The organism is Nostoc sp. FACHB-280, from assembly GCF_014697615.1.
GTDB lineage: Bacteria > Cyanobacteriota > Cyanobacteriia > Cyanobacteriales > Nostocaceae > Nostoc_B.
Genome location: NZ_JACJSD010000051.1, coordinates 13,506 through 37,946 on the forward strand (window position 1 = coordinate 13,506; position 24,441 = coordinate 37,946).

Sequence of the window (24,441 nt, forward strand, 5' to 3'; positions counted from 1 at the left end):
CTTGTTAGATAGTGTTTATGAGATGTTTCCAGGTAACAATCCTCTGGAAAATACTGTCATGAAAAAAAAATCAGTAGTTATTGCTACAGCGATTTCTGCTGGCGCTTGGTTGACGATAATAACTAAAGCTGAAGCTTTTCAATTAACTCCATTCACTAGTTATACTCCTAACCCTAATGGGCCAACATTTATTGTTAATTTTGACGGAAGTGGCCCTTATGATGGCTATGCAGTCAAGAGTATTAAGAACTTAAAACTCTTTAATGATCGGAATGAAACTTATAATATAAGTTTTGCCACAGGTTCTACTGAAGAATTGGGAAGACTAAAAATTCTCAACTATGACAATGATCGCGCACTGGAAGCCCATCGTACCATTGCAGATGCTTTACGCAGTTTGAGATTACCGGATGGATTGCGCGTTACTGCCTTAGAAGATTTGGCAGGTAATAAACAGTATACGTGGAGTATTATTGGGGATTGGGTTTGGTGGACAGGTTTCTGGAATATAGACTATGGTTACAGTGGTGTATTACGAGAAGGCCCCTTCGGAGGTAGCAGTTTACTTTATGCTAGAAAAACTTATACTATTTTTAGCCCACAAGTACCAGAACCTATCACTTTTATTGGTAGTTTAACAGCACTAGGCTTTGGTATTGCTATCAAAAAGAAATTTGTATCGACACAGAAGTAAGCATAACTCAGTTAGCAAGACTGTATTAATCTGAACCGATGCAATATGAGTAAACTAAAAACTAGCTAGTACAATAAGGCAAAAGTAAAAACAAAGGATAGTTATACTACAAGCCTTTTAGCAGTTCCTTATGGTCTGTTTATTTACGCCGCACTGTACTAGCCTCTTTCATCTAACCAAAACGACCACTAATATATTCCTCTGCTTCTCTAGTATGAGGAGAAGAGAAAAGTTGAACTGTCGGACTAAATTCGACTAATTTACCACGGCGTTTGCCATGTTCATCAATTTCGGTATTAAAAAATGCTGTCCAATCTGCAACTCTCGAAGCTTGCTGCATGTTGTGAGTCACCATAATAATGGTGTATTGCTGCTTGAGTTCTAAGCAGAGTTCTTCTACTTGGCGGGTAGAAATTGGGTCAAGGGCAGAACAAGGTTCATCCATTAATAATACATCTGGCTTCATAGCGATCGCCCGTGCAATACACAGCCTTTGTTGTTGTCCACCCGATAATGCTGTACCTTTAGCTTTGAGTTTGTCTTTGACCTCATCCCAAATGGCTGCGCGTCTGAGGGAATCTTCGACTAATTCATCTAAATCACCTTTATAGCCGTTAGAACGGGGGCCAAAAGCAATATTTTCATATATAGATTTTGGGAAAGGATTTGGTCTTTGAAACACCATCCCGACTTGGCGGCGTAATTTGACTGAGTTAATCTTAGGATCGTAAATGTTGCGATCGCGATAATTTAATCGACCTTCAACTTTCGCACCCGGAATCAAATCATTCATCCGATTAAAGCACCGCAACAGAGTACTTTTACCACAACCACTAGGGCCAATAAAAGCCACAATTTGCTTTTCGGGAATTTTCAGATAAACATCCAGCAAAGCCAAAAAACCACTATAGTAAACTCTCAGACCCTCAATATCAAACACATTTCTTTCTTGAATCAGTGTGTTGTTAATTTGTCTACTTCTATTGTCATTGTGAGTCATGATAGTTACACCTAATTGAAGATTCCTATTTGATATCTGCAAAAATTTGCCGTTATCTAAATCAATACTTATCTAGTGATTGAAAAGCGTTGGCGAACATAAATCGCTATCCCGTTCAATACTAAAATCAGCAACAACATCACAATAATTGTTGCGGCTGATGAATTAGCAAAACCTGGTTCTGGACGACTTAGATAACTAAAAATTTGAATTGGTAAAGCCATAAATCTCTGGAATAAACCAGGATTAAAAGTCAAAAAACTCACAGCTCCAACTACTATTAAACAAGCTGCATCACCCACCGCACGAGATACAGAAATAATTACCCCTGTTAATATCCCAGGAATCGCATAGGGGATAACGTGATGGTAAATAGTTTGCCATTTAGTCACACCCAAACCATAGGAAGCGTGTCTTAAAGAATCTGGAACTGCACGAATCGCTTCTCTAGATGTAACGATAATTACTGGTAAGGATAACAAAGATAAAGTTAAAGCTCCAGAAATTAAAGCCGGGCCAAAACCTAGCAAATAATTAAATACTCCTAAACCCAGCAACCCATACACAATCGAAGGTACACCTGCAAGATTACTAATATTAATTTCGATGATGGCAGTCCACCAAGCTTTAGGTGCGTATTCTTCTAAATATAAAGCTGCTCCCACACCAATTGGCACTGCAACTAACATCACAATAATTGCCAAAAGAATGCTCCCTACAATTGCGGGACGAATACCTCCTTCATCTGGAAACCGGGATGGGGTTTCTGTTAAAAATCCTGGGGTTAAAAATCTGGTTAATCCATCTTGGCAAATATCAAAAACCAGTAATGCCAATATAAATAAACCAATCAACAAACCCAATAAAAAAATGATTTCAAATACCTTACCTAGTGACTCTCTCTTTTCAATATTATCGGTAAATTCTGCACTAGAATCGAAAAAATCATTACCTTGATAACTTGTAGCCATATTGATTAATCGTATTTTTCTTTAAATCTATGGGAAATCCAGTAACTAACAATATTTAATGCTAAAGTTAGCAGAAATAACACAGCCCCGACAGCATATAAAGTTTTAAAATTTAGACTTCCTCTTGGGCTATCTCCACCGGAAATCTGTGCCATATAAGCTGTCATTGTCTCTACTGACTCCATCAGATTCACAGTCAGTTTTGGCTGTTGTCCAGCAGCAATTACCACAGTCATTGTTTCACCAACAGCACGAGAAATACCTAAAATAATTGAAGCTGTAATTCCTGAAAGTGCTGCTGGTAATAACACTTTAAAAATCGACTCTAATTTAGTGATTCCCAAAGCATACGCGCCTTCTCTTAAAGAATTCGGCACGGCTTGGATAGCATCTAAACTAATAGAACCAACTGTTGGGGTAATCATCACACCCATCATTAAACCTGCACTCATAGCATTAAATATTTCTAGAGGCAGAAAATTTCTCAGGAATGGGGTAACAAATAACAGGGCAAAATATCCATATACAACTGTTGGTATCCCTGCTAAAAGTTCCACTGCTGGACGCAAAATGGCGGCGACTTTAGGTTGGGCATATTCACTTAAATAAATTGCAGAAGATAAACCCAAAGGAATCGCCACTGCCATAGCGGTGAGAGTAGTTAAGAAAGTCCCAGCAATTAAAGGCCAAATACCAAAATGTCTTTCAGCAAATAAAGGTGTCCATTTAGTATCGAGAAAAAAGTCAGCTAAGGGGACTTCTTGGAAAAACTCAAATGTTACCTGGAAGATAATAACGACAATACCAAATGTTGTTAAAACGGAGACTAAACCACAGCAAAATAAAATTGTGGCGATAATCTTTTCGGTAATATCTTCAGATGGATTTTTTTCTAGCGATCGCCGAGAATCTTCCTGAAAACCATTTTGATGATTGATGGCACTCATAAGTTAATAAATTAAATAAAGTTAGTAATTGGTTGACCTGGTTTAGCTTTTTTAAATTTTGTGCCGGTTTCTCCCTTGAGAAATTTCTGTTTAACTTTCACGTAAGCTTCATCAGGTAAAGCCACATAACCCGCACTATCTACCCATTTCCAGGAATTTTCTAAATAAAAATCGACAAATTCTCGTACTGCTGGCTTTGTATCTAACGACTTTTTACTCACATATATAAACAAAGGTCGAGACAATGGTGTGTAAATATTTCTCACAACATTATCCACTGGTACAGGCTTTTCACACTTGCCATTAGAGTTTTCTACAGCTACTAAATTCAGCTTATCTTGATTTTGAATGTAGTAAGAAATGCCCACATAACCTAAAGAATATTTATCTCCTGCTACCCCTTGTACTAAAGTATTTTGGTTGTGGCTGGGAGTATAATCTGTGCGACCATTTTTTGCTTTACCTGTCACCGCCTGGGTAAAATAATCAAATGTTCCTGTATCCGATGCAGGCGCATAAAGTTTCATATTTTCATTAGGAAACTTCGGGTTAACTTGATTCCAAGTTAAAATTTTGCTATCTGCCTTAGCACTCCAAATTGTTTTTAATTCATCAACAGTCAGACATTGCACAAAATCATTTTGCCGATTCACAATCACAGCTATACCATCTAAAGCGATGGGTATTTCTAAAAATTCAATATTTTTACTTTTACATTTAGCAATTTCTTCATCTCTAATGGTACGTGAAGCACCAACAATATCAATTTCTCCTGCACAAAATTTACTGATTCCGCCCCCAGTTCCACTAGATGCAACACTCACGACAGCGTCAGCTTTCACATTATGATATTCTTCCGCTACTGCTAAAGAAATCGGAAATCCTACAGCTGCACCATCAATACTGACTTGTTGTTGCTTTTCGTTTTGACTACTACAACCCGTGATGCTGTAACTAATTACAAGTGCCAACATCAATAATAGGTTATTTTTACATTGAGAAATAAAATTCATACAATTGCTAATTCCCTAAATTTGGATGAGGATTTATGCTTTGCTATTAGCTTTAACTTTGTCAAAAATTGCCCCATCTTTTAAAAATTTTGTTTGAATTATGTCCCATCCCCCTAAATCTTGGGCTGTAAATAAAGTTTGAATGGGGGGATATTGTGAGATTACCTCTTGGGTAACTGTAGGATTTACCGGACGGTATTGTAATTTAGCAAATTCCCGTTGGGCTTCTGAGGAATACAAAAAATCAACAAATGCTTCGGCTACTTTTCTTGTCTTGTGTTTATCAACATTTTTATCTACTACAGCCACAGGATTATCTATAGAAATATTTAATTCTGGGATGACATAAGGTAGTTTTGAGGTAGTTTTCTCCGCTAAATTAACCTCATTTTCGTAGGTAATTAAAACATCACCTTGGGCTTTTTGAAAAAATACATCACTAGCTTCACGGGCATCTTTTGTTAGAACAGCCGCATTTTGATAAACTTTGGCAATATAGTTTAAAGCTGTTGCTTCATCTCCACCATTTTGCGTAACTGAACCCCAAAAAGCTAATAATTCCCAAATGCCAATTCCCGAAGTTTTAGGGTTAGCTGCAATGAGTTGCACATCTTCTTTGGCTAAGTCTGCCCAAGTTTGAATTTTTTTTGGATTACCTTCACGGGTAACAATTGCGGCTACTGATCTGCTAACAATACCATTTCTGGGAGTTCTAATCTGCCAACTAGATTTAATTAAACCAGCCTGTTGAATTCTAATGACATCTAATGGCAGTGCTAAGTGGACTATATCTGCTTCTTGCTTACCTGAAATTACATCAACTGCTTGAGCAACAGAACCGCCATAACTTTGGTCAAAAATCACTTTTTGGTTGTGTTCTTTGTGCCACTTCTCGACAAATTTGGGAATGATTTGATCATGGGCTGCTTTAGTGACCGAGAAAGAAACTAGTCTTAATTTAATTTCTGGTTCTGTAGCTGAGTAACTTCCCGCACAAGCAGAGATAGCTACACTTAAAATCGCACCTAAAAAGCATAAATATGCAAATCTTTTAACAGAGCTTTGTTTCAACCAAATTCTCACGATTTTTTGATACAAAACTTGCATTAACTGTCCAGTTTTCTCAATGCAAGTATGTATATTAGCCGGATGCTGCGACTTGTTCATCAAACATTTTACCCCATTATCTACAGTATCTCCATCGAGTTACTGTAATTATTAATTATAAAGCATGGAAATCTTATACCTGTCAAGACAGTATGTAATTAAACTATAAAAACTGAAGCTAATTCTTACCAAAGGTAGAATGTATGGTCTTATTTAACAGTAAAGTCAGCATTTTTACCAAAAAGACCAAAGTATAATGAACTATACAAATCTTTTTAAATTTAAAAGCTTAATTAAAAATTAAGTTTATGGCAGAAGTTATAATTTAGCATCAGACTAAGCTTTCTATCTAACTGTAAGAACTAAATTGTGTACTTCATTCACTAGAAATATGATGTAATTTTAAAGAGTTTTTATTAAAACTAATTGCTTCTTTTTTTTGTAAACCAGAATACCAAATCTGATAAATTTTTTATAACTTTTCTGTCGCCCCTAACATCTGTAAAATTTTCTCGGCGTTATCTAAATCGCCGACTATGCGTCGAATTGGTTGCGGCCAAACTTTCACCAGCGTAGGAGTTGCAGACACTTGATCAATTTCTGCTTGTTCTGGATGAGTTAAAACATCAATCACTTTTAAAGTGTAGGGATATTTGAGCGATCGCTCTAACATTTCGTGTAAATTGTGCAGTATCCGTTCCGTATTGGCACTATGACCAGCAATAAATAAACGCAAAACGTAACATTGGGTTTTTTGTTGCAGGTTTTGTGTGGTTCTGGCTGGTGGATAGTATTTGGGAGCCTTTTCGGATAAATCTAAGTTCACAATTAAGTCGTGGTCTTCCCAAAGTTGGGGAAATGTGGAACGATAAGTGCCTAACACCATGCGATCGCACAAACCATCTTGCCAAGGTGCCGCTTGCCAGATTAAATCGCCCGTATGGAAAATTGCATTCAGTAAAGCTTGATGTTGTAATACTGCCGGATAAGCCTCTGCAAAAGTCCGAATTTGTTGCGTATGGGGATCTAACCAGTGGTCAACGGTGGCAGTGTAACAGGGAACTAAAAAATGTGGCGGTTCCGATAAATCGAGAATTTCTTGTAAAGCAGCGCACAAATGCAAATGCCATCGACCCTGTTTATTGGGATCGATGCAGTAAATTAAATCGCCTCCAGGTGTAAATAAGGCAATGCCTTTAAAAACTTTGGGTAAAAATAGTTTAGGTGTAGTCAAGCTAGTTACAGGGGTTGGGGAACTTGGAGGTAAAAAGTCGAGGCGATAACTTTTTACCTTTACTGTAATTAAACTCGTCCTCGGAGAAACTGAGCCATTTCGTTAGGAGTTGGTGACATTTCTAAAGCTGTTTCTTCAGTAATGCGACCTTCTTGATAAAGATTGAGCAGCGACTGATTCATTGTAATCATGCCGTCGAAACTGGCTTGTTTCATCAATTCGGTAATTTCATCATATTTACCGTCTTTGACCCATTCTTTAACCGCCTCAGTGTTAATTAAGATATCGTGGAATGCCGCACGTTTACCATCAGTCGTCCGGCATAATCCTTGGGCAATGACTGCTACCAAAGATTCCGCTAAGGCTACCCGCATCGCATCTTGTTCTGCACCAGAGTATAAATTCAGAATCCGTTCAATGGTTTTTACCGCACTGTTGGTGTGTAGAGTTCCCATTACCAAGTGACCTGTTTGGGCAGCTTTTAAGGCGGTGTTGACTGTTTCTTTATCCCGCATTTCCCCCACCAGAATCAAATCTGGATCTTCCCGCAAAGCTGCTTTTAAAGCGTTGTCAAATTTGCGGGTGTGCATCCCCACTTCCCGTTGTTTTACCAATGACTTGCGGCTTTGGTGAACAAATTCTACCGGGTCTTCGATGGTGATGATGTGCTTGGCCATTTCCCGATTAATATAGTCAATCATCGCCGCCATTGTGGTTGATTTACCAGAACCAGTCGGCCCAGTGACTAAGATTAAGCCTTTATGAGAGTGGCAGATATCTCGGAAAACTGGCGGTAAGCGCAACTGTTCCATCGATAAAATTTTCAGGGGAATCAACCGCAGTACCATTGCATGGCCTTTCAGTGAGCCAAACACGTTAAGCCGAACACGAGCAAATTCATATTGAGTTGCACCATCAAACTCTAGGTTTTCTTCAAATTGTTGAATTTCTCTCTCTGTCATCACTTCCCGTAACCAAGCCATGAAGGTTTCCTGATCAGTTTCGGGATATTCTGTGGGGTTAATTTCGCCACGGTTGCGGAAGCGGGGAACTTCACCTACGCCCAAGTGAATATCTGAATAACCATTATCAAAAGCTTCTTTAATAATTCCTCCTAACGTTAACCCAGAAGGATTTTTTGCGGCTGGTGGTGGACTTGTGGGACGATTACCTGCGACTGGTGGCGGTGGTGCAGGTTGAGTTGTATTCCGATGAGCAGACATATCTAATGTTTGTGTATGCTGCCGTTGCGTCATTAATGATGGTGGTGGCGGCGGCATAGGTGGCACATTCCGAGGAGCAGCCGGATGGGAATTGGCAGAGTTCTGTGTTTCTGTCATATATCTTCAAAATTAGGGAGTTATGAACTTCAATCTGCAAAAAATCTGTCTTGGTGGTTCTAAGGACGGCAGAAAGGAGGTTTGTTGCTGTTCCTTAGCTAAGAACTTTATCGCAACATATCGTTACACCTAGCTTGCCTGTTAGTATATTTTTTTAGATAATCTGTAAATCTCTCCATTAGGTTAAAAAATCCTGAAGTCCATATAAACTTGTTTAGCACACTGTATCCTGATATATCCTTCAGTGATAATGCTTATAAATTAAAGTAATTGATAATACATTCAAGAAAATATGAAAACATCCTGCTATTAGATGAGAAATTTCTCCGTGAAATTCCAACAATTGACTAGCAGCTAAAAGCCAAATCAGCAGCAGGTATTTTTTTCAGACAAATTAGTGAATTATGAGAGACATCCCCATTTTTTATAAGAAATATTAAGGGGATCAATTTGAGGAGTGGAAAACATTGTGATGAGGCTGTTAAGAACCAGCTTCTACTCCTTGAGATAGATGGCAGAAACCAGTTATCTACCAAGAAATCAACGGAACTTTACATTCATAATTAGAAAAACTTAACTGTAAAGTTAAGTTACTAAATGCTCATTTTTCCTATTCCTTTTTATATACTGGGATTCACTGAAACAATCAGTTGATTCGCCAACAGCGTTATATCACTGATATTAAATTGATTGCTGTGTACTTAGGAGGAAAAGTCATGGTTTCGGCTCAAGGCTCTAATCTCGGAAAGACCTACTCCTTAATGATGATTAAAAGCTTCTTGATATGGACTTTCACGTTGGCAGTATGTTTGTTAGTTGTCGGTTTTCCATTAGTTGTTTTGATGGCTACGGTCGGATGTCTGTTGTCGATTGTTTTACAATCTGTCATGCCTGTTAGTGCGGTTTTACTAGTAGGCGGTGGGTTAATTTTGTTCAATATTTTGGCAGTGGCGATCGCAGCTGGTGTTCTCACCCTCAAAGGTGTACATCCCAGTGACATCAAATGGTTAAGCTGGTTGCATGGAGAGGCTGAAGAATTACAAAAGACCTCTGTATATGCAGCTTGCCCTTTAACTTGTGAAATCAAATAAAACTATTGCGTTAAACACGACAAACAGTACATCTGCCCGGTTCAGCCGGGTTTTTTCATTTTTAGTCTTTAGTCATTTGTCATTTGTCCTTTGTTCTTGGTCGTTTATCATTTGTCATTTATGGCGATTGAGTATTTACTATTGACAAATGACTAATAACAAATGACAAATGACTAATAAAAAACGAGTTGCCATTATTTTAGGTACACGTCCAGAGGCGATTAAACTAGCGCCTGTGATTCAAGTTTTCCAACAATCACCGCAGTTTGATTTGCAAGTAATTTTAACTGGACAGCATCGTGAAATGGTTGAACAAGTAATGCAACTGTTTAACCTCAAAGCTGATGATGACTTAGAGATTATGCAGCCGAAACAATCTTTAAGCGATATTACTTGTCGCAGCTTGCGCGGACTAGAAGAGTTATTTCAAAAAAGTAAACCAGATTTAGTTATCGTCCAAGGAGATACGACAACAGCTTTTGCCGCAGCCTTGGCAGCTTTTTATCAAAAAATTCCGGTGGGTCATGTCGAAGCCGGGTTAAGAACAGATAATATTTACAATCCTTATCCAGAAGAAGCGAATCGCAGATTAATTTCCCAAATTACGCAACTGCATTTTGCACCAACAACTTTGGCGGTGGAGAATTTACAACGTTCTGGGGTGTTGGGCGAAATTCACTTGACGGGGAATACTGTGATTGATGCACTGTTGAATGTGGCGGCGAGTCAGCCAGCTTGTAATGTTCCGGGGTTGAATTGGAATGAATATCGCGTGTTGTTGTCCACAGTTCACCGCCGGGAAAATTGGGGAGAACCATTACAAGCGATCGCTCAAGGTTTTCTGCAAATATTAGATAAGTTTCCTGATACTGCTTTGGTGTTACCCCTGCACCGCAACCCGACAGTTAGGGAACCATTGCAATCATTATTAGGGCAACATCCGCGCGTATTTTTGACCGAACCTTTAGATTATGCCGAATTAGTGGGTGCAATTGGGCGATCGCATTTTTTATTAACTGACTCTGGTGGTTTGCAAGAAGAAGCACCAAGTTTAGGTAAACCAGTATTAGTTTTGCGAGAAACCACAGAACGTCCTGAAGCCGTAACGGCGGGTACAGCTAAATTAGTAGGAACTGAAAGCGCGAGTATTTTGGCGGCGGCGGCGGAGTTATTGAGTAATTCTGCGGCTTATGATGCAATGGCTAATGCAATTAATCCTTTCGGTGATGGCCATGCAGCCGAGCGAATTTTGCAAATTGTAAAGAATTATTTGGGAGTGGGTTGATCAGAATTAGTGTTTTTGGGCTTTGCATAGTCGAATTATGCACAGCCCAATTTTTTATCTCGCGCAAAGGCGCAAAGACGCAAAGAAGACATCTAGTAATTAAACTTCAATAAGTACAGGATTTGATTGTACTGGTGGCATTCGAGTATGTTGTAATGCTGTTGATAATTGTCGCAAGCGTTCGCTAACTTCTAAGTTTGATTCTTGCGATCGCAATTCTGGTGGGATTTCTGCTAATAGACGCGGATTTCCTTGCAACCATTCATTTAGGGCAACTCCTGTCCATGTGCCTTGCTTCTCTCTAAAACTATCAATTAATCCTTGAAGTTCTTGAATATAAAAAGATTCAAATCCTGCTGCTTCAAAAATTGCCGCACATAAGTATTTTTCAAAGGCATCAATATCATTTTCAACTTCAAATATTACATCTTGTTGAGGAGGTTGTAATTCACTATAAACATCTCTAGCAATTTGCAGTGCAACATTAACTATAGGTGCTGTATTCCCCAAAACTTTTTTCCGTATTTCGGGATTATAGAGTAAGTGATAACCATATTTAGCGTATTTTTTGAGAACTGCAAAAGCCGCTTCATCCCCTGAATAATAATTGTCAACTATTTCTACATCTACACCAAGGCTATGAGTAATTTTATCGCGGGCATCGCTGTTAAGTGGGGCGCGAATTAGTACGTCTGCAACAGGACGAGCAAAACGTAAAAATAGCACACTTAAGCTAATCTCTAGCTTAAATAAAAAGTGTTCTTCTGATTTTTCAATCAATCGTTCTTTAACTTGACTGCTGCCCCACAATAAGCTCGTTATGTATTCAACTAAATTTAACGCTTCATCTTTCAATTCCATAGCAAGCTGTCTCGCTACAGAAGATAACAGCTTGCTCATATCTCCATACAAATCTTCACGCCAAGCAAAGTTAGCTTTCATCCGGTCAAATTGAGGGAAGGAGTTAGCAGCAAAGATAATATCTTTTTTTCGCCATGATTCTTCTTTCAGCTTTTTGATTTCATTGGCAACAATTTGGAGATATCTTTCTTTAAATTGAGTTATGCTGTTTGTCGAATTATCAGTTAAATCTAAAGAGTTATTGGCAATAGAAGAGCCATAAAAAGTTTGTAGATCAGCCTTTTTCTGTTCCCATCTTTTATTCCACCATTCATTAAATAAAACTCGTCGCCTTTCTTCTTCAAATCTTTTTGCTTCTTCAGGGTTTTCCGAATATCGTTTTCTGACTAAGTTATAAATTTCTTCCGATGTGCTTAAGATGGTATTTATAGAAGCTTCGCATCTCTTTTTTAAGATAAATACACGTTCGGTATTAATATAATTAAATATTTTTTCTTTGATTGCTGGAATCCCAGTACCTTGCTTTTTTAAAGTTTCTTCATCGATAATGCCAGTTAGTCTTTGTAACTGAGCTTGGATATTATCTGCATCACCAAGTTCTAATTTAGTCTGTTCTCCAGCTAATCCATTCAAAAGCAGATATGCTCCCGCAGAACCATGTACAATTCGTTCTTGTGGAAGTCTGGCACGTTTAAACCAATCCTGAGATGCTTCTTCAATATGTGTTTTTAGGGCTTCGGGAGTTGCTAATGAGTCAACACGACTTAAAAATACAAAAAGTTTATCAGCAACAGTAATATTTTTGTCACCAAGTTCAGTGAATTTGATAATTTCTAGTTCCTTTTCTCTCAAGCTAGTAAAACGCTGTACTAATATAACAGCATCGCAATCTGACAGCATTTCTCTAGCTTCATCAACGTGCTTTGCTAAACCTGAATCTAAACCAGGAACGTCATAAAATACAATTCCTTCAGCTTGAGCAAGTTTGTTAGTATAAAGTCTCGCTTCTAAAACAGAATGTGCATACTTCTCATCGGCGACATATTTCTTAAGTGATTCTTTAATATCTTCTAAACGAGTAAATGGAAAAGTCCGATTACCTTCTTTTCTTACTTGCTGTAAAGTAATTTCATTTTCTCGGATAGTTTTGATATCTTCTTGGGCTTTAGCTGATTCCAGTTCCTTTAGTAAATTGATAAATTGTTCTTCAGTTTTCGCTTGTACTTCCAGCTTTTGTTCTGTATCGTTTTGAACAGAATAAATTTGTGTCGTTGTAAATGTACATCTTCCACCCTTAGCTGGAAGTAAATCGCATTCTAACCAAGCATTAATAAAAGTACTTTTTCCCGCTTTTTCTAAACCCACAACTGCAATACGAAACTCCCGTTTTCTCAACCTTTCAAGTTGACGACGGGCTATTTCTGATTCTTGCAATAGTATTTCTGTTAGTGTTGACGGAACCTCAGCTTGAGGTAAATTAGCTAAATTAACCGCGTGTCGCTGTATATTTAAAGCTTCACTCAGACGAGCCTCATAGTAGGAAGATGCTGTTTTCCAATCCATTTTTATAATCCTTAAACACGGTTAAATGCTTCTAAGCCTGATAAATTTCTTAGATAAACTAGTTGCTCAACAGTGCCTTGACAATTAAGTGGTAAATTACTTTTTAAACTATATGGAACTTTTTTATCAATCATCTCTTGCCCTCTATCAATATAAATTTTGATATAAGCTGGAGTTCTTTCACCAATATGTGCAAGATTTTCATTTATTGGTTGTAAAGGCTGTTGTACTGAATCAGCATCAACAACTGTTTTACATAAAAAATATGATGCGTTATCTATTAATTTTTCTATTTCAGAACCATTGATTAAATCATTTTCTCTTAATTCAGCTACGATAAATGCTGGGACAACAAGGCATAAAGCTACTTTTTGCTCTAATTTTGATTGTCTTTCATGAATATTTATCGATTGTTCATCTTGTTTTTGATAAGAAGTTGATGTTCGTCCTGTTTCTTTAGTTTTTTTATTGCGGTTACTTGATGCCCTATTCTTTGTAGAATTTGTATATTCTGCCACAAAATAAAATCCAACCAATATACATGCACCTACAACAACTTGATACAATTTCATATCTTTATCTTCGATACGGCTAACAACAGATTTACGGACGACATTCACTTGTGTTTTAATAGTATTAATAAAACTATGCCTAGTTTTTCTATCTGGTTTACTTAAGAAAAGTACAACTATATCACCTAAAGAATCAATGTCATCTTCTAAGTCTGCATTTTCTCGAATATTGCAGTTATTACAAATAGTTTCCAATATTTCATTATGATTTTCTTTCGTATTAACTATTTTTTTTATTACTTTGTATAGAATGCCTGAATCTTCATCTTTAATATCATCATAAACTTCTTCATAAATTTGATAACACTGTCTAGTTAGATAGTTTTCTTGTAATAAATCACTATTTGAATATGTCATATTGTTCACTTTTATCTTGATTTAATTTTTCATTAGTATATCCAAGTGAGAAAATTCTTTTACCATATCTTGAGCTTTTTGCTGCATAGGTATCCAAACATTTTTTTTGATTTCATAATCTATGGTAATTTCCTTTTTTGCTGTGTCTAATCTTTCTCGATAACGATCAAAAATATTTTTCTGTTGATCATCCACACTTTTTTTTAGATAGTTAATTTGCTCTAATAACCAAGATGCTATTTCTTTCGCAATTTTTGAACGTTCTTGTTTAGCTTGCTCCATCCATCCAAAAAGTAAATCCTCTATACTGGGAATTTTGGCGTTTTCACTAGAACGTGTTTCATATCTGATGGTATCGAATTTTTTTGGAACTAGAAAAAACCAATGATAAAAAACTCTTTTTTCTACAGTCTCTTTAATTTCTTCCTTCCAATTGCCTGGTGTAATTGCAAAACCAGATGCAAAAGAAAATTTAAACTCAAGACTTCTATTAATTAATATTAATTCAGATTCAGGAAATTTAATAGATATATTGGGCGCAATTTTATTAGATTCACTCTCAATATGTGATAAATGACAATTGAAAAGTTCTACAGAAGCATCATACATTCTATTTATTTGTTGACTAGAAATTTGCTTCATTACATCTTCCATTACAATGTTGAGATGTATAGATAGTTCATTTAATTCTTCATTAAGTTGTCTGAGATTTTTCTTGTCATCTTCAGTTCTTGCTTCGATGTTTTTTCCATTTTTTGCTGTTGAGCTTGTATAACCCAAATTAATCAATCTTTTTAAGCAGTTACTCAGTAAATTTAAATAGACAATATTGGCTTTTTTTAAACTTGGTATATCTAGAGATATTTTTCCACTTTCTAAAGATTTCGCTACAGCATCGAGAACATGGATTATTCCTTTACCTAGCTCACTTTCCCAATCTTGAAAAGGAATTAACTTGTTGCCTAATTCATTGTAAGGTTCTACATCAGTAAGTTTAGAAAGTGTTATTTCTATTACTCGAAGAACTGTATCATCTGACTCGTTTTCTATGGCTTGTTTAATTGTTTCAAATGGTTTTCTTAAATTTGCATCGCTAATTTGCAGAAATTTTTCAAGAGTCGATCTAATGTTTGATATATTTTCACATTCCAATTGATAAGTTTCTACTGAACTGTTTAGTATAGCCGTTGTTGTTTGTAAAGCCCATTCTGTTACAGCATTGCCCGCCGCTACATTAAAACGTTCAATTGCTTGGGGAATAACTAACCGAGGAAAATGTTGACTAATATGCTCTCTTAAGTGTTGCTGAAATTCTTGTGCGTATGATTTATGCCATAATTCCTCAGCAACTCTATTTCGGTCATGTCTAGACCATTTTTCTGTTTTACGTGGTAGGTCTTCTAATATATTGTCATCAATTAACCCATTAAAATGCTTATCTGCTTTGGTACAAGCTTCTATGCTGTAAATCTCATCATTCTTTTGAATTTGAAGTGCTAGTAAAGCAGGCCAAGTACTAAGTTTTATTACCTGTAATTTTTCAATGTCTTCTGTATATTCTTTTAAATGCTCTGTGAGTTCGTGTTTAATGCTACGTATTGCATTTTCAACAAAGCGATTTTCTGTTTCTGGGTAATTTCTATCGGCTCTAAAAACGTCAATACGATTGAGAACAAATAGCATACGTGCAGGAGAACCACCTAAATCTTTTACCTGCTCTACAACTTCTTGCAGCAAGCTTCTAACTTTTTCTTTGTCGGTTTCTGCACTGTTATATGTTACTAAGCATAATGCTTCACGACACTGTTTAATTACACTTGAATTACCTTCATCACCCACATAAGCTAAACCTGGTAAGTCCATAATTCTTACCTTGACTCCTCTGGGTAATTCCAGTTTCGATTCTTTGATGAGTCTAAAAGGATAAGAAATTGTTGATTGTGGACAAGCTAAATTAGGTTGTTTTTCTCTGTTATCGATGTAACTGATCATTACATCATACAAGCGTTGATAAATTCGCTCGTCATTAATACCTTTCCATTCTCCACACTCCCACAACGCGCCGGGAGTTTCATGAATAATCAAAGATTTTTGCTCACTGTATTCTATTGTTACTGCTCCTGCGCTCATTTCACTCACAGCAACAGGAACAATTTCGGCTCCACATAACAAATTGACTAAAGTACTTTTACCGCTACTGGTAGTTCCGGTTGTTGCAAGGGTAAGAGTAGGATTTTGAAGCTCATCTACTAAATTATCAATAGCTATTTCTAATTTGTCAGAAAGTTCTTGCAGTTCTGGATGATATGTATCTGGTAAATGCTCTGATATTTCTGTAGAAAAATTATGCCAATATTTAGATAGAAGCTTTGCATTTTGTTCTACATCTGCAAATACTTTATATAACTTATTGCTCATTTTTAAACCTATGCCTAAACTTTTCTAACTACACACAAAACTTATATCTTCTTTATAAGTAGAAGAAATGACGGTTTTATGTAGTTAATTTTTAAATATTTGGCTCTCTTTGCTATTTCTTTATAATATGGAATAAACTAATTAGCTTACGTATTTACACTGATTTAAGCGAATTAAAAAACAAGAACTTTTATTACAGAAATATTGCGAGATAATAATATTTAAAACTCTATCTAACTCTTGAATAGAGAATATTCAAGGCGCAGAATAACGGATAATTTAGTTAAATTGAGTAAGTCAGCGATCGCACTAAAATTTCATAAAGCCTCACTACAAGCGATCGCCTGTGGTAATTTAATTTTCAAGTTAAACTATGCTGTTTGATTGGTTTGTAACCAGTTGAGTAAGTCAGCGATCGCACTAAAATCTAATAAAGCCTCACTCAGTGCTTCCAATTGTTCTAAAGAAAGACCTTGAACTTGTTGACGAACTTCGTCGGGTAAATTGCCCACCCTTCTTTGCAGTTGTCTTAAAACAAGTATTTGTGTTTGTTCCTGTTTACCTTCTTGTTTACCTTCCTGTTTACCTTCCTGCTTCCCTTCTTCCTTGCCTCGCTCGTAGCCAATGCGCTCGCCTGTAGTTATGTAAGGCATAGTAAGCTCCTGCTCGAATAACTTAAAGTCTTGCCAAAATTCTGCTTCTAATGCTTTTGGTAAAATCATAACCCAATCGATAAAACGATAGAGGTTACGAATGTCTCTTTCTTCTAGCCCTTGTTCATAAAGTCGCCGAATTAAGCTGAATTTCCAATTTTTCCGTTCTCCTAGCTGTTTGCTGGTTTGCTGCGTTTTTAAATGCGCCATGACAACTGTCGCAAAAGGATTATTGCTGGTTTCTAATTCTGTCCAGCGATTTTGATAATCTAGCAATTTGACAGTGCCGAATTGAAAAACCAGACTGCAATCAGGATAATTGTAACTGTATTGATTCGGTCTCCAAGTAGAGTCAGCGTCACATAAAATTGCTAGGCTGATGGCTGGTTTGGCAAATTTATCAAAAATTCGCAGGTTATACAAAAACATCCTTTCGGCGAAGTTATCTTCTGGTTTCGCCTGAATTTCGACATGAATTAACAGCCAAACTTCTTCCCCGTCAATTTGCCAAACTTTGACTAACTTATCTGCGTATCTTCTTCCAAGTTCGGCTTCGCGGGCAATTTGTTGAAATTCCTTGTCGAGAAATTCGTGGGGACGTTCCCAATTAATTAGTGCGGCTGTTTGGGGAAAGAAAAACTGCATTGCTTGGGGAAAGTATGCTTCTAATATTTCTTTCCACGGCGAATCATTGTCGGCTCTTTGGAGTTCCTCAGTCATTGTATTTAGAGAATAATTAAACGCAGATAAACGCAGATGAAAAACCAAAACTCTCTGTGTTCCTCTGCGTTAATTCATATCTTGCACCAAGCGACTGAAGTCGCAGCTACACAAACAAAACCCTGCGTTTAAAACTACTGATTTAAAACTAACTCTGGCTGTGGTGCTTGTTCTTCTGGGTCGGGTAAGCCATACATGGAACGATACAGTTTATCGTACTGCTTGGCTGAACGATACCAGCTAAAGTCTTGATTCATGCCGCGTTTTTGCAGTTCCCCCCACTGAGGTTTGAAACGAAAACCTTCCCAAGCGCGAATCATGCAGGTAAACAAATCCAATGGTTCGTAGCGGTCGAAGCAATAACCTGTACCAGCTTCGTTGATAGGGTCGTGGTGAGATACGGTGTCAACTAATCCCCCAGTGCGGCGGACGATGGGAACGGAACCATAGCGCATTGCCATCATTTGGCTGATACCGCAGGGTTCAAAGCGGCTGGGCATTAAAAAGGCATCAGTTCCAGCATAAATCCGGCGGGATAGGGCATCGTTATACAAAAGGTAAGTCGCCATACGTCCGGGGTAGCGGGATGCTAATTGCCACATTTGAGTTTCATAATAGCGATCGCCTGTCCCTAACAACACAAATTGAGCATCTGTATAAGCCATGAAGCGGTCTAAAATTTGAATGACCAAATCCAAGCCTTTCTGCTCGACTAATCGGCTCACCATCCCGATTAAAAAGGCTTGAGAGTTGACCTCTAACCCCATTTCTTCTTGTAAGGCAACTTTGTTTTTCTTACGCTGATCTAAAGTGTCTGGCGAGAATGTCTGTGCAATATATTTATCATCAACTGGGTTGTAAACCTCAGTATCTATACCGTTGACAATCCCTGATAACTTCCCACTGATAAATGACAGCAAACCTTCGATAGTTTCACCATACGCGGGTGTTTTGATTTGTTCGGCATAAGTTGGGGAAACGGTATTTACCCTGTCAGCAAATTGTACTGCTGCTGCCATTGTGTTGTGTCCTTGCATATACCAGGGACACCAAGTAATTTTATCGAGATACCAACGCCACGGCCCTTGATAAGCCAGGTTATGAATCGTAAACACCGTGGTGATATCTGGGTCTTGGTGCATCCACACGGGTATCATCCCTGTATGCCAGTCGTGACAGTGGATGATGTCTGGCTTCCAGTAATTCCAGCAGAACTCAGCCGCACCATTGGCAAAAAAGGTGAATCGCCAATCTTCGTCTTCTCCCGAATAAATGCGGCGGGGATTAAATACAGGATGTCCAAATAAATACAAAGGCACATCCGTACCGGGCAGCACACTTTCGTAAACTGCAAAGTCTTGAAACATGGCATACCCCCACCAAATCGGGTCTTTGGGGATTTCCATTTTGTCTGGTAAAAACCCGTAGTAAGGCAAGAAGATGCGGACATCATGCCCCATTTCTCTCAAGACTTTAGGTAATGCTCCCACAACATCACCCATTCCTCCTACTTTCGCAACGGGAGCTGCTTCTGCTGCAACGAATAGAATCCGCATGGTCTTTGTTGTTTCCCCGGTTCTGCCTATATTTTCATAAGTCTGAAGTCTGAAGTATAAAGGCAGTTTAATCAAAGAATCTTGATCCTTTACACTTCATCCTTTGAACTCAATTCTTATCTAACCACATCTGTTTGCCAGTATCCTAAGAACCCCGTTGGATTTCGGTAAAAATTTGCTCAAGAATTTCTTGTGCGCCTTGTTCCCGCAGACGGTTAGCTAATTCTGTCCCTAATGCTTCGGCGTTGCTGGCTGCACCGGTGACGGTATCTTTAACAAGTTGTTGACCATCTACACTGGCAACTACACCTGTTAATGTTAAATTACCATCAACAATTTCTGTATTTACACCGATGGGTACTTGACAACCACCTTCAAGGTCACGTAAGAATGCTCTTTCTGCTAAACAACGATCGCGAGTCTGGGGGTGTTCAATCGCTTTGAGTAAAGATATCAAATCTTGGTCATCAGCCCGACATTCTATCCCTAATGCACCTTGTCCGACAGCGTGCAATGAAATTTCTTTGGGAATAACTTGATGAACGCGATCGCCCATACCCAAACGTTGTAACCCAGCAGCTGCTAAAATCAGGGCATCGTATTCGCCAGCATCGAGTTTTGCCAAGCGGGTATTCAAGTTACCGCGCACATCTTTAAAGGTAAAGTGGGGAAAGCGATTGCGTAACTGTGCTAACCGTCGCAGTGAGGATGTGCCAATTACTGCACCCTCTGGCAAAGTGTCAATTTGCTTGTCTTTATACTTTTCATGCACAACTAAAGCATCGGCGGGGTTTTCCCGTTCGGTAATTGCTGCTAAGGTTAAGCCTTCGGGTAAATTAGTCGGCAGATCCTTGAGGGAATGAACTGCAAAGTCAATTTCTTTGTTGATCATTCCCAGTTCGAGTTCTTTTGTAAATAGTCCTTTATCGCCAATCTTCGCCAACGCTACATCCAGGATTTTGTCGCCTTGGGTAGACATGGTGTGGACTTCAAAATTGATATCTGGGAAACTTTTTTGTAGTTGCTCTCTTACCCAGTATGTTTGAACTAGAGCAAGTTGACTTTTACGAGAACCAATACGAATCGTGCGGGTTGCACTGGAAACAACTGAAGTCATAATAACGTTATGTCAAACCAGGCGATACATTCACATTCATCTAGACTACCGCAGTGAGTGACTTCCCGCATTGCGATCGCTTAATTAAACGCAATTTTAGCTTGAATTCCATTTACATTTTTTAACAAAAAATCTGCTCCTCGTTTAAGTGAAGCATCCCAGCAAAAAACTGCTTCATAAACTACTTTTCTCTTCTAGCTTCTGCTTATATAGCAATTAATCAACTATCTCCCTTGTCTCCCTCCCCTATCTTCCTTGTCTGCCTTGTCTCTTTTGTTCCAGCGTCAGCCTGATAGTTATTAACCATCATGTTGAAGATACTCACGCAATTGTTGAGTCCGTTGTTTTGTAGCTTCTTCTAAACAGCCCGCATAAATCGCAGGTGCAATACTTCCCCCTTCGTATGCACTTCTTTCAAACTCACAACTAGCGTCACGAAACTTAATCCAAGCTAACTGTGCAGCAATTAATTTCTGTTGTCTAGATTTTGACAACTTTGCTAATAGTTTTTTATAAGCTTGATTTAATTTTTTATCAGCATCTTGATATGACAACTGTGAGCAGATATTAATTGCTGATTGAGTTTGAGGATCGTTACAGTTGAGTTTTTGCGCTAAATATGTTTTTGTCGGTTGGGTTTGTGTATTTGCCAGCACCACAGTATTAGCACTAATACCAATAACCGTTAAGATGCTGAATAAATAAGGTGATAAATAACGCATAAAATGTTTTTCCTTTCAGTATTAAAAACAATGGAAAGTTCAATATAGCTCATAATTACTGGTATTTTAGGAACTAAACATAAATATTTTTGGTAAAATCAAACACAATTACAATAATGATTGCGCGAAAATTATATTTATATAGGTTCTTATTTTACTGAGATACAAGCAATAATAATTGACCGCAGATGTAGGCGCGTAAGCTACTTGCTGTAGGTTACGCAGATAAACCCAGATAAATTTCTACCTCAGCAGACGAGGAAACGCCATATTTACTTATCAAATAGAGCGAAGGTAAGAAAATTAATTCCAGAAAAAATCTGTTTATTTACTCAAATGCTTTAATGGTGAAGCTTTCATCTGCCAATACTGCATAACTTCCTGATGCTGTTGTACCTAGGGCCAAATGAGCAATCGTACACTTAGTAAGATGGATTCATTGCTTTCGTCACGTTGTCTACTTAAGCGTTTTTTCTACAGACAGGATACCGTGATGTGAGCTTTCTTACTTTTCAAACATCCTCTAAGTTACAGTTTGGTAAGGTTGAGATGAATCAAGCTGAACAATTGCAAGATCAGTATGTCAAAGTTGGCTCTGTAAATACCCGATATTGGCAAGCTGGAGATTCAGGTAGCACGGTCATTTTGCTTCATGGCGGTGGCGGTTACATTGAGTTGTGGAAGTACAATATCCTTGAATTAGCCAAACATCATCGCGTTTATGCGTTTGATATGGTGGGTGCAGGTCGATCCGATAAACCCGATGCTGCTCATTACACCTTTGACTTCATGGCTCAGTTTACGCGAGATTTCATGAAGGTTTTAGAGATATCCAAGGCAAATTTGATTGGAACTTCTGCGGGCGGTGGAGTAGCACTCACTTTAACGTTAAACTTCCCACAATTAGTTGATCGACTAATTCTGGTTGGCAGTGCAGGTCTAGGGAAAGAACTTAATTTTCTGCTTCGAGTTACCACAATTCCTGGTTTAGCTAAGTTGTTTAGTTCACCAAGCAAATCAGGTGTAGCGATGTTGTGTAAACAGGCAGTGTACGACTCAAAACTAATCACTGATGAAATTGTCGAAGAGTTTTATCAAATGGCAACGCTTCCTGGAGCAGCAGAAGCAACATTAAATCTAGGTCGTTCAAACTTTAATATCTGGGGGCAATTCTATGAGTCAATTGCTGACAAATTGCATACTATCGAGGCTCCGACCCTAATTATTTGGGGCAGACAAGATCCGATGGTTCCTGTAACCCATGCTCAGAATGCCGTTAAGATTATTTCTAATGCTCAGTTGGAGATTATTGAAGAGTGCGGTCATTGGAGTCCGATCGAGCATCCACAAAAATTCAATCAGCTAGTTCTGGAGTTTCTATCGTGATTTTTGAATTGGTTGACGGTTGTCAGCCAGCCAGCTAACAAGTCGATGAAGCGGCGATTTGAAGGCTCTGCGCTTCGTTATAGTTGTTTTTTCGCCGTTTATCTTGGTCGTTGAATGATTCCTAAAGGGTTTCTAGATTCAATGCGGAGTACCTTGATTGCTCTGGATTTGGAGCGATCGCACTCATCATTACTTGTTTGCTGACTTTTAGTGCATTGTAATTATCCCTTGACTGGGAGCGATCGCACTCATTCATCTAGGGTATTGTAATTATCGCTGGAGTTGGGGCGATCGCACCACAACCCACCATATTGTGCTGTACTAGCTTTTTTCTGGACTCCAGTGGCTGGTAATATTAGCAACAGAAGATTCTGGGGGTAAATTCCATGAACGGCAGCCTAACAGCATGTTTCTTGAAGTACTTAGGGTTACGATCAGGCTTGCGCTGCTTGAGTGCTAATCAGTTGTATTGGTTACTGCTGTTATTTTCTCCGCCTTTACTTGTGGCTTCTTCGTCTATAGTTTCATTGGCTGCACCGTTGCAAATCGCTCAAGCTGTGCCGAATGCTGCAATTTCTCGTCCGACGCTGAAAATCGGCTCCCAAGGGGAACGTGTTTCAGAATTGCAAGCCGCACTCAAGCTTTTAGGCTTTTACACCGGGAATGTTGATGGAGTTTATAACGAAAATACGGCAAATGCAGTTTCTCGCTTCAAGCAAGCCGTTGGTTTAAATCCTGATGGGGTAGTTGATGCGGCTACTTGGCAAAAACTGTTTCCTAAAGAACCTGCATCTACCAACACAGCTGCATCTTTGTCAGCAACACGACCAAGCACTACCAACGCTACTGTAGGGAAACCAGAACCAAAACCTGCTACTCCCAGAACTAGAAGCACCCAAGTACCAACACTCGCACCAGAACCAAAACCAGTTAACCGCAGAACTCCCACAACGCAACGCAGAACTCAGACCAAGCCAGCAGCACCAACTATTACCTTTCGCCAAGTTCCAGGAATTCAATACACTGCGGAAGGATACCCCATTTTGCGTTTAGGAATGAGTGGTCAAGATGTAGTCACGTTGCAAAAACAATTACAAAGGTTTGGTTTTTTGAATAGTGGTAATGTCGATGGTGATTTTGGGCGCACTACCGAAACCGCAGTGAAGGCGTTGCAAAGGCGCTATGGTTTAGAAGAAGATGGTGTGGCTGGTGGTGCTACCTGGGACATTCTCTTGCGGCGATCGCCTGGGCAAAGATAGGCTAATAATACGTAGTTATGTCAGTTTTCAGTAGGGATGGTGTATGGCATCTCTACTTAATTTATGTGATGGAAGTAGTACCTGTTTGATATGAAACACTTTTTGTTAACTTGGCTGGCTACTGCGGTGGCATTACTGATTACCTCTAGAATTGTCGACGGTTTTATTGTCAATAATTTTGTTGCGGCTTTAGTAGCAGTATTAGTTATTGGGTTGGTCAATGCTTTTATTAGACCACTTTTACGCCTGTTAGCCTTTCCCATTACTTTACTAACTTTTGGGTTATTTACATTTGTCATTAATGCTTTATCTCTGTGGTTAGCCAGTGCTATTACTCCCGGTACTGGTTTTGAGATTAAAGGCTTTTTACCCGCTTTGTTGGGTTCAATTGTATTGTCAATTGTGTCGAGCGTGATTAATTATTTTCTCAGAGCTGTTGAATAAATAAGTTGGCGCTGTCATTAGTTGTTGGTAAGAGTCAGGACTAAGGTAAGTGTTGAATCGTCAATTGCTTGTCTGGTCAGACTCTCGACAATTTGTCGCCGACAATCTTGACATTTTAAGTGTTGTTTTTC

20 protein-coding genes are annotated in these 24,441 nt (G+C 38.4%); 6 read left to right on the forward strand and 14 right to left on the reverse strand.

What is annotated here, in order from left to right; translation table 11 throughout:
• Positions 1-58: 58 nt before the first annotated feature.
• Complete coding sequence (locus H6G75_RS27210) at positions 59-694, forward strand: PEP-CTERM sorting domain-containing protein (protein ID WP_190983023.1); 636 nt, start codon at positions 59-61, stop codon at positions 692-694.
• A 172-nt stretch (positions 695-866) separates the two neighbouring features.
• On the opposite strand, the gene pstB is transcribed toward H6G75_RS27210, so the two are convergent.
• The 7 genes from pstB to H6G75_RS27245 all read right to left on the reverse strand — a co-directional run bounded on the left by pstB (position 867) and on the right by H6G75_RS27245 (position 8,306).
• Entirely contained in the window at positions 867-1,694 is an 828-nt protein-coding gene (gene pstB, locus H6G75_RS27215; RefSeq protein ID WP_190983024.1) for a phosphate ABC transporter ATP-binding protein PstB, read from the reverse strand.
• A gap of 68 nt (positions 1,695-1,762) precedes the next feature.
• Positions 1,763-2,665: a phosphate ABC transporter permease PstA gene (gene pstA / locus H6G75_RS27220; protein WP_190983025.1), complete on the reverse strand. Its 903-nt coding sequence runs from the start codon at positions 2,663-2,665 to the stop codon at positions 1,763-1,765.
• A 5-nt stretch (positions 2,666-2,670) separates the two neighbouring features.
• Complete coding sequence (gene pstC, locus H6G75_RS27225) at positions 2,671-3,612, reverse strand: phosphate ABC transporter permease subunit PstC (RefSeq protein WP_190591989.1); 942 nt, start codon at positions 3,610-3,612, stop codon at positions 2,671-2,673.
• A gap of 11 nt (positions 3,613-3,623) precedes the next feature.
• Positions 3,624-4,625: a PstS family phosphate ABC transporter substrate-binding protein gene (locus tag H6G75_RS27230; RefSeq protein ID WP_190983026.1), complete on the reverse strand. Its 1,002-nt coding sequence runs from the start codon at positions 4,623-4,625 to the stop codon at positions 3,624-3,626.
• Between the two features lie 33 nt (positions 4,626-4,658).
• Positions 4,659-5,792, reverse strand: a complete 1,134-nt coding sequence (locus H6G75_RS27235) for a sulfate ABC transporter substrate-binding protein (protein ID WP_190983027.1) — start codon at positions 5,790-5,792, stop codon at positions 4,659-4,661.
• A 412-nt stretch (positions 5,793-6,204) separates the two neighbouring features.
• Positions 6,205-6,966 carry a circadian clock KaiB family protein gene (locus H6G75_RS27240; protein WP_190983028.1) on the reverse strand — a complete coding sequence of 254 codons (762 nt, stop codon included), beginning with the start codon at positions 6,964-6,966 and terminating at the stop codon, positions 6,205-6,207.
• 68 nt (positions 6,967-7,034) lie between these two features.
• Positions 7,035-8,306: a type IV pilus twitching motility protein PilT gene (locus H6G75_RS27245; protein ID WP_190983029.1), complete on the reverse strand. Its 1,272-nt coding sequence runs from the start codon at positions 8,304-8,306 to the stop codon at positions 7,035-7,037.
• A 716-nt stretch (positions 8,307-9,022) separates the two neighbouring features.
• On the opposite strand from H6G75_RS27245, the gene H6G75_RS27250 reads away from it, so the two are divergent.
• Both H6G75_RS27250 and wecB read left to right on the forward strand, forming a co-directional pair.
• Positions 9,023-9,397, forward strand: coding sequence for a hypothetical protein (locus H6G75_RS27250; RefSeq protein ID WP_190983030.1), 375 nt, complete (start codon positions 9,023-9,025; stop codon positions 9,395-9,397).
• Between the two features lie 169 nt (positions 9,398-9,566).
• Positions 9,567-10,682: a non-hydrolyzing UDP-N-acetylglucosamine 2-epimerase gene (gene wecB / locus H6G75_RS27255; RefSeq protein ID WP_190983031.1), complete on the forward strand. Its 1,116-nt coding sequence runs from the start codon at positions 9,567-9,569 to the stop codon at positions 10,680-10,682.
• 99 nt (positions 10,683-10,781) lie between these two features.
• On the opposite strand, the gene H6G75_RS27260 is transcribed toward wecB, so the two are convergent.
• The 7 genes from H6G75_RS27260 to H6G75_RS27290 form a co-directional block, all read right to left on the reverse strand.
• Complete coding sequence (locus H6G75_RS27260) at positions 10,782-13,106, reverse strand: dynamin family protein (protein WP_190983032.1); 2,325 nt, start codon at positions 13,104-13,106, stop codon at positions 10,782-10,784.
• Positions 13,107-13,117: 11 nt separating this feature from the next.
• The gene (locus H6G75_RS27265; RefSeq protein ID WP_190983033.1) at positions 13,118-14,035 is read right to left on the reverse strand and encodes a hypothetical protein; all 918 of its coding nucleotides are present in this window, start codon (positions 14,033-14,035) and stop codon (positions 13,118-13,120) included.
• Positions 14,036-14,056: 21 nt separating this feature from the next.
• Positions 14,057-16,453 carry a dynamin family protein gene (locus tag H6G75_RS27270; RefSeq protein WP_190983034.1) on the reverse strand — a complete coding sequence of 799 codons (2,397 nt, stop codon included), beginning with the start codon at positions 16,451-16,453 and terminating at the stop codon, positions 14,057-14,059.
• Positions 16,454-16,824: 371 nt separating this feature from the next.
• Positions 16,825-17,826: a DUF4351 domain-containing protein gene (locus H6G75_RS27275; RefSeq protein ID WP_190983035.1), complete on the reverse strand. Its 1,002-nt coding sequence runs from the start codon at positions 17,824-17,826 to the stop codon at positions 16,825-16,827.
• 134 nt (positions 17,827-17,960) lie between these two features.
• Positions 17,961-19,382, reverse strand: coding sequence for a glycogen synthase GlgA (gene glgA, locus H6G75_RS27280; protein ID WP_190983036.1), 1,422 nt, complete (start codon positions 19,380-19,382; stop codon positions 17,961-17,963).
• Between the two features lie 145 nt (positions 19,383-19,527).
• Positions 19,528-20,499, reverse strand: a complete 972-nt coding sequence (gene hemC / locus H6G75_RS27285; RefSeq protein ID WP_190983037.1) for a hydroxymethylbilane synthase — start codon at positions 20,497-20,499, stop codon at positions 19,528-19,530.
• Between the two features lie 299 nt (positions 20,500-20,798).
• Positions 20,799-21,221 (reverse strand): lysozyme inhibitor LprI family protein, encoded by a 423-nt coding sequence (locus H6G75_RS27290; protein ID WP_190983038.1) that lies wholly within the window; start codon positions 21,219-21,221, stop codon positions 20,799-20,801.
• A 549-nt stretch (positions 21,222-21,770) separates the two neighbouring features.
• Here H6G75_RS27290 and H6G75_RS27295 point away from each other — a divergent pair.
• The 3 genes from H6G75_RS27295 to H6G75_RS27305 all read left to right on the forward strand — a co-directional run bounded on the left by H6G75_RS27295 (position 21,771) and on the right by H6G75_RS27305 (position 24,310).
• Positions 21,771-22,607 (forward strand): alpha/beta fold hydrolase, encoded by an 837-nt coding sequence (locus tag H6G75_RS27295; RefSeq protein ID WP_190983039.1) that lies wholly within the window; start codon positions 21,771-21,773, stop codon positions 22,605-22,607.
• 386 nt (positions 22,608-22,993) lie between these two features.
• Positions 22,994-23,866 carry a peptidoglycan-binding protein gene (locus H6G75_RS27300; protein ID WP_190983040.1) on the forward strand — a complete coding sequence of 291 codons (873 nt, stop codon included), beginning with the start codon at positions 22,994-22,996 and terminating at the stop codon, positions 23,864-23,866.
• Positions 23,867-23,956: 90 nt separating this feature from the next.
• Complete coding sequence (locus tag H6G75_RS27305; protein WP_190983041.1) at positions 23,957-24,310, forward strand: phage holin family protein; 354 nt, start codon at positions 23,957-23,959, stop codon at positions 24,308-24,310.
• Positions 24,311-24,441 lie beyond the last annotated feature (131 nt).

What these genes read in the sequence shown, in the direction of transcription:
- H6G75_RS27245 (WP_190983029.1), bottom strand. Translation starts at nt 8,306, where the DNA reads ATGACAGAAACACAGAACTCTGCCAATTCCCATCCGGCTGCTCCTCGG.
- pstA (WP_190983025.1), bottom strand. Translation starts at nt 2,665, where the DNA reads ATGGCTACAAGTTATCAAGGTAATGATTTTTTCGATTCTAGTGCAGAA.
- hemC (WP_190983037.1), bottom strand. Translation starts at nt 20,499, where the DNA reads ATGACTTCAGTTGTTTCCAGTGCAACCCGCACGATTCGTATTGGTTCT.
- H6G75_RS27300 (WP_190983040.1), top strand. Translation starts at nt 22,994, where the DNA reads ATGAACGGCAGCCTAACAGCATGTTTCTTGAAGTACTTAGGGTTACGA.
- wecB (WP_190983031.1), top strand. Translation starts at nt 9,567, where the DNA reads ATGACTAATAAAAAACGAGTTGCCATTATTTTAGGTACACGTCCAGAG.
- pstB (WP_190983024.1), bottom strand. Translation starts at nt 1,694, where the DNA reads ATGACTCACAATGACAATAGAAGTAGACAAATTAACAACACACTGATT.
- H6G75_RS27290 (WP_190983038.1), bottom strand. Translation starts at nt 21,221, where the DNA reads ATGCGTTATTTATCACCTTATTTATTCAGCATCTTAACGGTTATTGGT.
- glgA (WP_190983036.1), bottom strand. Translation starts at nt 19,382, where the DNA reads ATGCGGATTCTATTCGTTGCAGCAGAAGCAGCTCCCGTTGCGAAAGTA.
- H6G75_RS27275 (WP_190983035.1), bottom strand. Translation starts at nt 17,826, where the DNA reads ATGACTGAGGAACTCCAAAGAGCCGACAATGATTCGCCGTGGAAAGAA.
- pstC (WP_190591989.1), bottom strand. Translation starts at nt 3,612, where the DNA reads ATGAGTGCCATCAATCATCAAAATGGTTTTCAGGAAGATTCTCGGCGA.
- H6G75_RS27305 (WP_190983041.1), top strand. Translation starts at nt 23,957, where the DNA reads ATGAAACACTTTTTGTTAACTTGGCTGGCTACTGCGGTGGCATTACTG.
- H6G75_RS27235 (WP_190983027.1), bottom strand. Translation starts at nt 5,792, where the DNA reads ATGAACAAGTCGCAGCATCCGGCTAATATACATACTTGCATTGAGAAA.
- H6G75_RS27295 (WP_190983039.1), top strand. Translation starts at nt 21,771, where the DNA reads ATGAATCAAGCTGAACAATTGCAAGATCAGTATGTCAAAGTTGGCTCT.
- H6G75_RS27210 (WP_190983023.1), top strand. Translation starts at nt 59, where the DNA reads ATGAAAAAAAAATCAGTAGTTATTGCTACAGCGATTTCTGCTGGCGCT.
- H6G75_RS27265 (WP_190983033.1), bottom strand. Translation starts at nt 14,035, where the DNA reads ATGACATATTCAAATAGTGATTTATTACAAGAAAACTATCTAACTAGA.
- H6G75_RS27260 (WP_190983032.1), bottom strand. Translation starts at nt 13,106, where the DNA reads ATGGATTGGAAAACAGCATCTTCCTACTATGAGGCTCGTCTGAGTGAA.
- H6G75_RS27270 (WP_190983034.1), bottom strand. Translation starts at nt 16,453, where the DNA reads ATGAGCAATAAGTTATATAAAGTATTTGCAGATGTAGAACAAAATGCA.
- H6G75_RS27230 (WP_190983026.1), bottom strand. Translation starts at nt 4,625, where the DNA reads ATGAATTTTATTTCTCAATGTAAAAATAACCTATTATTGATGTTGGCA.
- H6G75_RS27250 (WP_190983030.1), top strand. Translation starts at nt 9,023, where the DNA reads ATGGTTTCGGCTCAAGGCTCTAATCTCGGAAAGACCTACTCCTTAATG.